This window comes from Bacillus sp. FSL L8-0152 (assembly GCF_038006365.1).
Lineage (GTDB): Bacteria > Bacillota > Bacilli > Bacillales > Bacillaceae_G > Bacillus_A > Bacillus_A cereus.
Genome location: NZ_JBBOVB010000003.1, coordinates 141,214 through 147,414, shown reverse-complemented (window position 1 = coordinate 147,414; position 6,201 = coordinate 141,214). Strand labels below are relative to the sequence as shown.

Genomic DNA, 6,201 nt, shown 5'->3' with positions numbered 1-6,201 from the left:
AAATGTTTGCGAATTCGCCCATTTAATTCAGGCCCATATTGATGTACCCAACGCATAATCGTTGTATGAGCAATGGATAAACCACGCTCTTCCATCATTTCCACTAAATCCGCAAGCTTATGTTGTACCGTAGGTACTAACGTATAGTTAATAAAATGATGTCTCGTTGATAATGCTTCCACTTAAATACATTATTCTTTTCCATATGGATCACGCTCCTTTTTTAGATTCATACTATCAGTATGTCCAAGTTTGAGAAACCATTTTCATATACTTCACGTTTTTTGCACCAGACCCATAAAAACGTCATTCTTTCTCATCTAGCTTGTTAAGAAAGATTTTATACTTGGGGGTAGTGGAAATTCTTAAGTTGATGGGCATGTATGGTGACCCCTATATATAAACAAAACCGCAATTTGCGACTAAACTGCGGTTTTTCAACGTACAATGAATTACAAAAATTACTTGCAATGGTTCTGTTGCAAAGATGTCTAAGCAAAGTTAAAATTTAAAGAAAATGACTCGAGGGGCATGATACATGAGATATTTTAAAGGAAAACAATTCAAGAAAGATATTATTTTGGTAGCCTTTGGCTATTACTGTCGTTTTTCTTTAAGTTATCGTGATATATCTGAAATTTTGAGGGAACGTGGCATCTCTGTTCATCCGACAACCATTATGCGGTGGGTACATGAATATGGAAATCAGATGTATCAAATTTGGAAAAAGAAAAACAAATCCGCACAGCTATCTTGGCACCTGGATGAAACCTATATCAAAGTGAAAGGCGAATGGTGTTATCTCTATCGAGCAATCGATAAAGATGGACATACATTGGATATTCAACTTCGCAAAAAACGAGATCATCAAGCTGCATATGCCTTTATGAAAAGACTAGTGAAAACATTTGGAGAACCAACGGATCTCACAACAGACAAAGCGCCCGCGCTACTTTGTGCGTTCAATAAATTGAGAGAACAAGGCTTTTATAAGCATACCACTCATTGTACAATCAAGCATTTGAATAATCTCATTGAACAGGATCATAGACATATCAAGCGACGTTTTTCCAGATCCGCAGGATTTCAAAGTCTTCGCCATGCTTCACGCACCTTGAAAGGAATCGAAACAATTCATGCTATATATAAACGAAAACGAAGTTTGCAACAACCAAACTTCGCTTTTTCGACGTACAATGAATTACAACAATTTCTAACGATCGCATAAAATCTATCTGCAATCATACCAACTTTTTATCTGTTAAGAAACTTTGCAACAGAACCATTAAATCTCACCCAACCTGAATTTTTATCCGTTAAGAAACTTTGCAACGGAACCGTCTAGAGATCATTTATAGTTATTTTTAAAAATTTTGCGACAAAACTATTTAAAACATAATAATTGATAATTATCCTACCTTTATTAATGTAACTTGAGTTGACGTTATCGGAGATGCTGATAATGTTATACTACCGGTAGCTGAATTAATAAGACTCAATGTACTTCCTGCTGTTACAATAATAAGCTTTGTTCCAGTGGCAGGCTGAGAACCAATGCCCCCTGTAGGTGGAGTAGGATTAGAAAATATATTTCCACCTGGAACAGCTACATCATTCAAGACAAGTTGAACAGGAGAAACACTGTTTTCAGGAGATGTATCGAGAGGCGTGTAGAGATAATTAACAAGGTATACTCCAGCTGTAGCAATTGTTATTGTGTTACTTGCAAGAGTTAAATCAGCTGTTGTTCCTGCATCTGTTGTATCTAAGGGTAAAATACCATTAGATACAATTGTACCACCCGCTGTTGAATAGAAAGATCCTTTTGTTGTTAATGCAGCGGCTGTTAATCCTGTAGCCCCTGGAGTAGCACCAATTAATTGAGTTAATAAATTTAAGAGCAGTTGTAAACTTGAAGGGTCGATAATTAAAGAAAAGAAGAATGATGCAAGAGCGCTGTAGAATTGTTGTAACAAGGAAAGTAATTCGCTTAAGTCTGAATTAGGGGATTGTAGTACATTGATAATATTTTGAATTAATTGTTTTAGATAATTTCCTTCTGGAGAAGGTAGTAGTGAGTTTAGTAAATCTAATAATTGAGTAAATAAATTTAGTAACGCTAATCTTTTTGTATCACTTGGATTTTCAAAAAATGCTGCAATAGCCGAAACTAAAGAGTTTAGTAAAGTAATTAATTGGCCTAGTTGTTGGCTAGTAATTGGAACTGTTTGCGGATTGTTACAACATTCTGGAGTGAAAAAAATTGATTACAGCCGTTAAAACAATTGTTATGTTTCATATATTCCCTCCTAAATTTTCTAATATTTAAGCATTTTTTCTATTTTAAGAAACATAATAGACTAAAAATATTGTTTTCTTAGAATAGAACGCATAAATAATAATTAAGCTTTAAATCGGTACTTAATTATATCCATAATTTACACACTAATTATATGTTTTTAATAATTGAGTGCTTAGATTAAACACCTAAATGTAAGAATATATTTTAATTGGCCACGTTTATTTCCTAGGTTCGGTTATAAGGTTTCTTAACAGATAAAAAATTGAGTAAAATACAGTCAAATTTTATGCAATGGTCAGTAATTGTTATACGTCAAAAAAACAAAAATCTGGCTTCAGACTTTTGTTTCTATAAGGCGTGAACGGTTTCGATACCTTTCAAGGTACATGAAGCAAGGCGAAGATTGTGAAATAAGATTATTAAGAAGTTTGATAGTACAATGCTTTGTATAGTTATAGAATTCGTTTTTCTTTAAAATAGCTCATATATCCTATTCCTCAAATCATTTTTCTTACATTCTAATTTTGTTTAGGAAACTTTGCACCAGAACCCGTACAATTAAAGAAATCGAAACCACCCATGCTTTATATAAGAAAAAAGGAGTCTTACATCAAACTCCTTTTTTTCGACGTGCAGTGAATTACAAAAAATATTTATAATTGCATAATAGTTGGTGATAAATACCGCATTTAATTATATGCTAAGAAACTTTGCACCGGAACCATTCATGGGTTGATTTTCATATAATGGTTTCATCAACCAATTAATACAAAGTAATTTATATAAAGCAAATTATTGCATAAAGCACCATTATCAGTGATTAATACAATGATTATAATGTCATCTGACTTTTTTCAAAAAATGTCGGAAAATAATACAAGGATTTTTGGTGATAATAGCAAATTTTTATGTATTAAAAGGAAAAGTCTGATTTTTGGGAGGTTTATATGGATCAATTTCGGGATAAATTAATGCAAGGTGCTATTCCCATTCATCAAATTGACAGAAATGGAGTACCTTTATATCAATTTGATGAAGTGAAATATAATGGGGAGCAATATATTATTATTTGGCATCCTATGTATTATCAATATGTAGCTTCTCATTGCACTGGAGAGTTTATTCCATTTAGTGGTCTAGTAAGAGTAGAATATATAAGAAATTTAAAAAATTCTTACCCGGCTGAGAAAAGAACATTTCATATATAAACTAAAATTTATTTGAGAGGTGTGCTATTTATGATTGAGAAATGGCTTACTATTTTTGAAATTGAAAAAGAAACAAAAATTCCTTATGTAACTATTAAACGCTATATCAGATTACATGGTCATCATCTGAAAATAAAAAGGAAAGGTAATAGTTATTTAATTGCAAACGATTTTATTCCTTTATTACTAAAACTACAATTATATTATCAAGAAGGTAAAGATATTAATCAAATAGAAGAGGTGCTATCTTCCACACATGTATTACCTGAAATAAAGATAGATTATCAAGAAAAATCCACGGTAGTTCTTGTAACAGAAACTTTAATACATATGAATGCGAGTTTATACGACTTGAATAAAAAATACGACGCAATAGTTAATGAATTTCAAAAACAAAAGGAATATATGGATAAACAGCTTAAAGAACGAGATGAAATTTTGTTGCAAATTATTCTAAAAGGGGATTCTTTACATAAAGGAGTTGCTAAATATAAATCTCATAAAAATTGGTGGGAATTTTGGAAACTATAATAGTTTAAAGGCGGTAAATACCAACTTGAATTTAATCTATCTTTTTCTGACATAAAACTCCTTCCTTAAAAATATGAAAATTTAAAATGCCTATTTTAGGAGGGAGATGAATGTCGATAGGCACAAACCTAAGTTTTTTGTATAATAGAAAAGGTAAAAGACAATATACATTAATCCATGAAGCATATAAAATTTGCATCTATCTAACTTAAGAAAATAAGTCTTACTTCCAAGAGCCGCTGGTTGTAATCGTTTCCTTAATTATGAAATGATACTGATAAAGAATCTAGGAACAGATTAACCTATCGTTTTGCTTTGCAAAGCTCACCTAATAAAAAAAGAAAATAAAATGATATGATTACAAGAAGTAATAGTATTGTGCTAAAAGTTACATTAAAAAATCAATCAAATACTTTTTCATGCAACAAAACGATCTTTCATGATTCAGGTCTAATCTTACATAGCAAAAAATAGAAATATCGCTTTAATATGATAATAGAGTCAAAATATCAAAAAGAGAATCTAGAAGATAATAAATTGTTTATAAACACTGAAATTCGCATAGTTACTAAGTAAATCGTGTTATAACTTTTTATTTTTAAATGAATCTATTAATTTGATTATTAAATTTAATGAGTAATTTTTTATTTATAATAATAGGTGTACCATCATTATTATAAAATCGATGTTATTTGGAATGATAAAATTAAACAAGAAGAATATTTTTGTGAATAACTTCTTCTTGGCATTAAAGCCTATTCTAGGATACCCACAAATAAGCAAATTTTTAATTTGAATTTTAAAGAGTGATATTAAGTAAGTTAAATAGAATAATAATTATACTTTTAACATATACTCTACAAAAGTAGACCCTACTTTTGTTTTGCTTCTATGACCCTTACAAATTAAAGGAAATGTAGAAGTTATTTCTATTATAAACAATATACTGTTGGGGGAGATGAAATTGTTAAGAGATCGTGATAAAAAAATAATACAAGCTTTGCAAATTTTTCGTTTTATGTCAAGGGATCAAATTGCCAACTTATTTTTTGCAGACGTAAAAAAACCTATTACATCTGCAAATTTTGTATTAAAAAGATTAAGGAGAGAAAAGTATATTGATGCCTATGTAGCTAATCAGCCATATATTTATTTTCCGGAGCCATCTATTCTTAAAAAGAATTCTCAAAAAATAAAACATTATTTAGCTATTGTGGATTTTTATATAGGTGTATGTAAATATGAATATCCAACTATTTTTGAGGTAGAAAAAAGGTATAGTCCTGGATATGTCCAGCCAGATATATTTATGATTTGGCAGGGGAGATTATTTTTTGTTGAGGTTCAACTTTCTAGATATTCATCAAAAGTAATGAAAGAAAAATTAAATCGTTATGTAAATTACTTCAAGTCAGAATCATGGGAGCACAAAAAAATAAAATTTGACCTTAATACTTCACCCGTAATTTGGATTATTTCGAAAAATCCATATGCCATAAAAAATGATAATCTTCAAATTATCCAAACTTCTAGTACGGACGATTTATTTAGCAATAACTTAATATAAAATTCCATGTAGTATATATATCGTAAGAATTGGTCTTTTATACCAAAAATTATTAAAATATTGCTTATTTCACCAAAGTATCATTAAAAAGACACCAAGACAGGTAAAATTAGTTAAAATATATAAAGTAATGGCTTAAGGGGGGAAGGTAATGGGACATAGAATTAAAGAAATAAGAAAAAATAATGGAGATACGTTAAAAACATTAGCAAATAAAATTAACTATGACTACAGCAATTTATCTAAAATTGAAAGAGGAATATATAATCCCTCCTTAATTTTATTACAAAAAATTGCTAGTATCTACGCTGTTGATATTAAATACGTACTGGGAATAGAACAGAATGACGAGTGTTCATTAGATGAAACTCAATTTATAAAGGATATTGACTTGAACTCGACAGATTTACTAAAAAAATACAATTTGATATTGGATGGTAAACCGGCTACAAAAGGTGAAGTAGAATTAGTTATACAAGTAATTCGCAAATTACGTGAAACTTTACAAAAGCAAAAATAACAATAATTTTGAATACTAATTTATGCACATCATGTATTAGCTGTTTATTTAATTCATAAATTGGATGATTTAG

Annotated in this window: 5 protein-coding genes and 3 pseudogenes; 5 read left to right on the top strand and 3 right to left on the bottom strand. The window is 29.9% G+C overall.

Translation table 11 applies throughout. From position 1 onward, the window contains the following. Window positions 1-205: pseudogene (locus MHH27_RS30540) on the bottom strand (IS6 family transposase); the annotation flags it as partial. Window positions 206-538: 333 nt separating this feature from the next. On the opposite strand from MHH27_RS30540, the gene MHH27_RS30535 reads away from it, so the two are divergent. Continuing rightward, window positions 539-1,228, top strand: a complete 690-nt coding sequence (locus MHH27_RS30535; protein ID WP_340945511.1) for an IS6 family transposase — start codon at window positions 539-541, stop codon at window positions 1,226-1,228. A gap of 609 nt (window positions 1,229-1,837) precedes the next feature. On the opposite strand, the pseudogene MHH27_RS30530 reads toward MHH27_RS30535, so the two are convergent. Beyond that, window positions 1,838-2,299, bottom strand: a pseudogene (locus tag MHH27_RS30530) (collagen-like repeat preface domain-containing protein); the annotation flags it as partial. Window positions 2,300-2,653: 354 nt separating this feature from the next. Continuing rightward, a pseudogene (locus MHH27_RS30525) lies at window positions 2,654-2,777 on the bottom strand (IS6 family transposase); the annotation flags it as partial. 472 nt (window positions 2,778-3,249) lie between these two features. On the opposite strand from MHH27_RS30525, the gene MHH27_RS30520 reads away from it, so the two are divergent. The 4 genes from MHH27_RS30520 (at window position 3,250) to MHH27_RS30505 (ending at window position 6,128) form a co-directional block, all read left to right on the top strand. After that, window positions 3,250-3,510, top strand: coding sequence for a hypothetical protein (locus MHH27_RS30520; RefSeq protein WP_340945568.1), 261 nt, complete (start codon window positions 3,250-3,252; stop codon window positions 3,508-3,510). A gap of 30 nt (window positions 3,511-3,540) precedes the next feature. Further along, complete coding sequence (locus tag MHH27_RS30515; RefSeq protein WP_340945565.1) at window positions 3,541-4,041, top strand: hypothetical protein; 501 nt, start codon at window positions 3,541-3,543, stop codon at window positions 4,039-4,041. Between the two features lie 964 nt (window positions 4,042-5,005). Then, window positions 5,006-5,608 carry a replication-relaxation family protein gene (locus tag MHH27_RS30510; protein ID WP_340945564.1) on the top strand — a complete coding sequence of 201 codons (603 nt, stop codon included), beginning with the start codon at window positions 5,006-5,008 and terminating at the stop codon, window positions 5,606-5,608. A 151-nt stretch (window positions 5,609-5,759) separates the two neighbouring features. Next, complete coding sequence (locus MHH27_RS30505; protein WP_340945561.1) at window positions 5,760-6,128, top strand: helix-turn-helix domain-containing protein; 369 nt, start codon at window positions 5,760-5,762, stop codon at window positions 6,126-6,128. Window positions 6,129-6,201 lie beyond the last annotated feature (73 nt).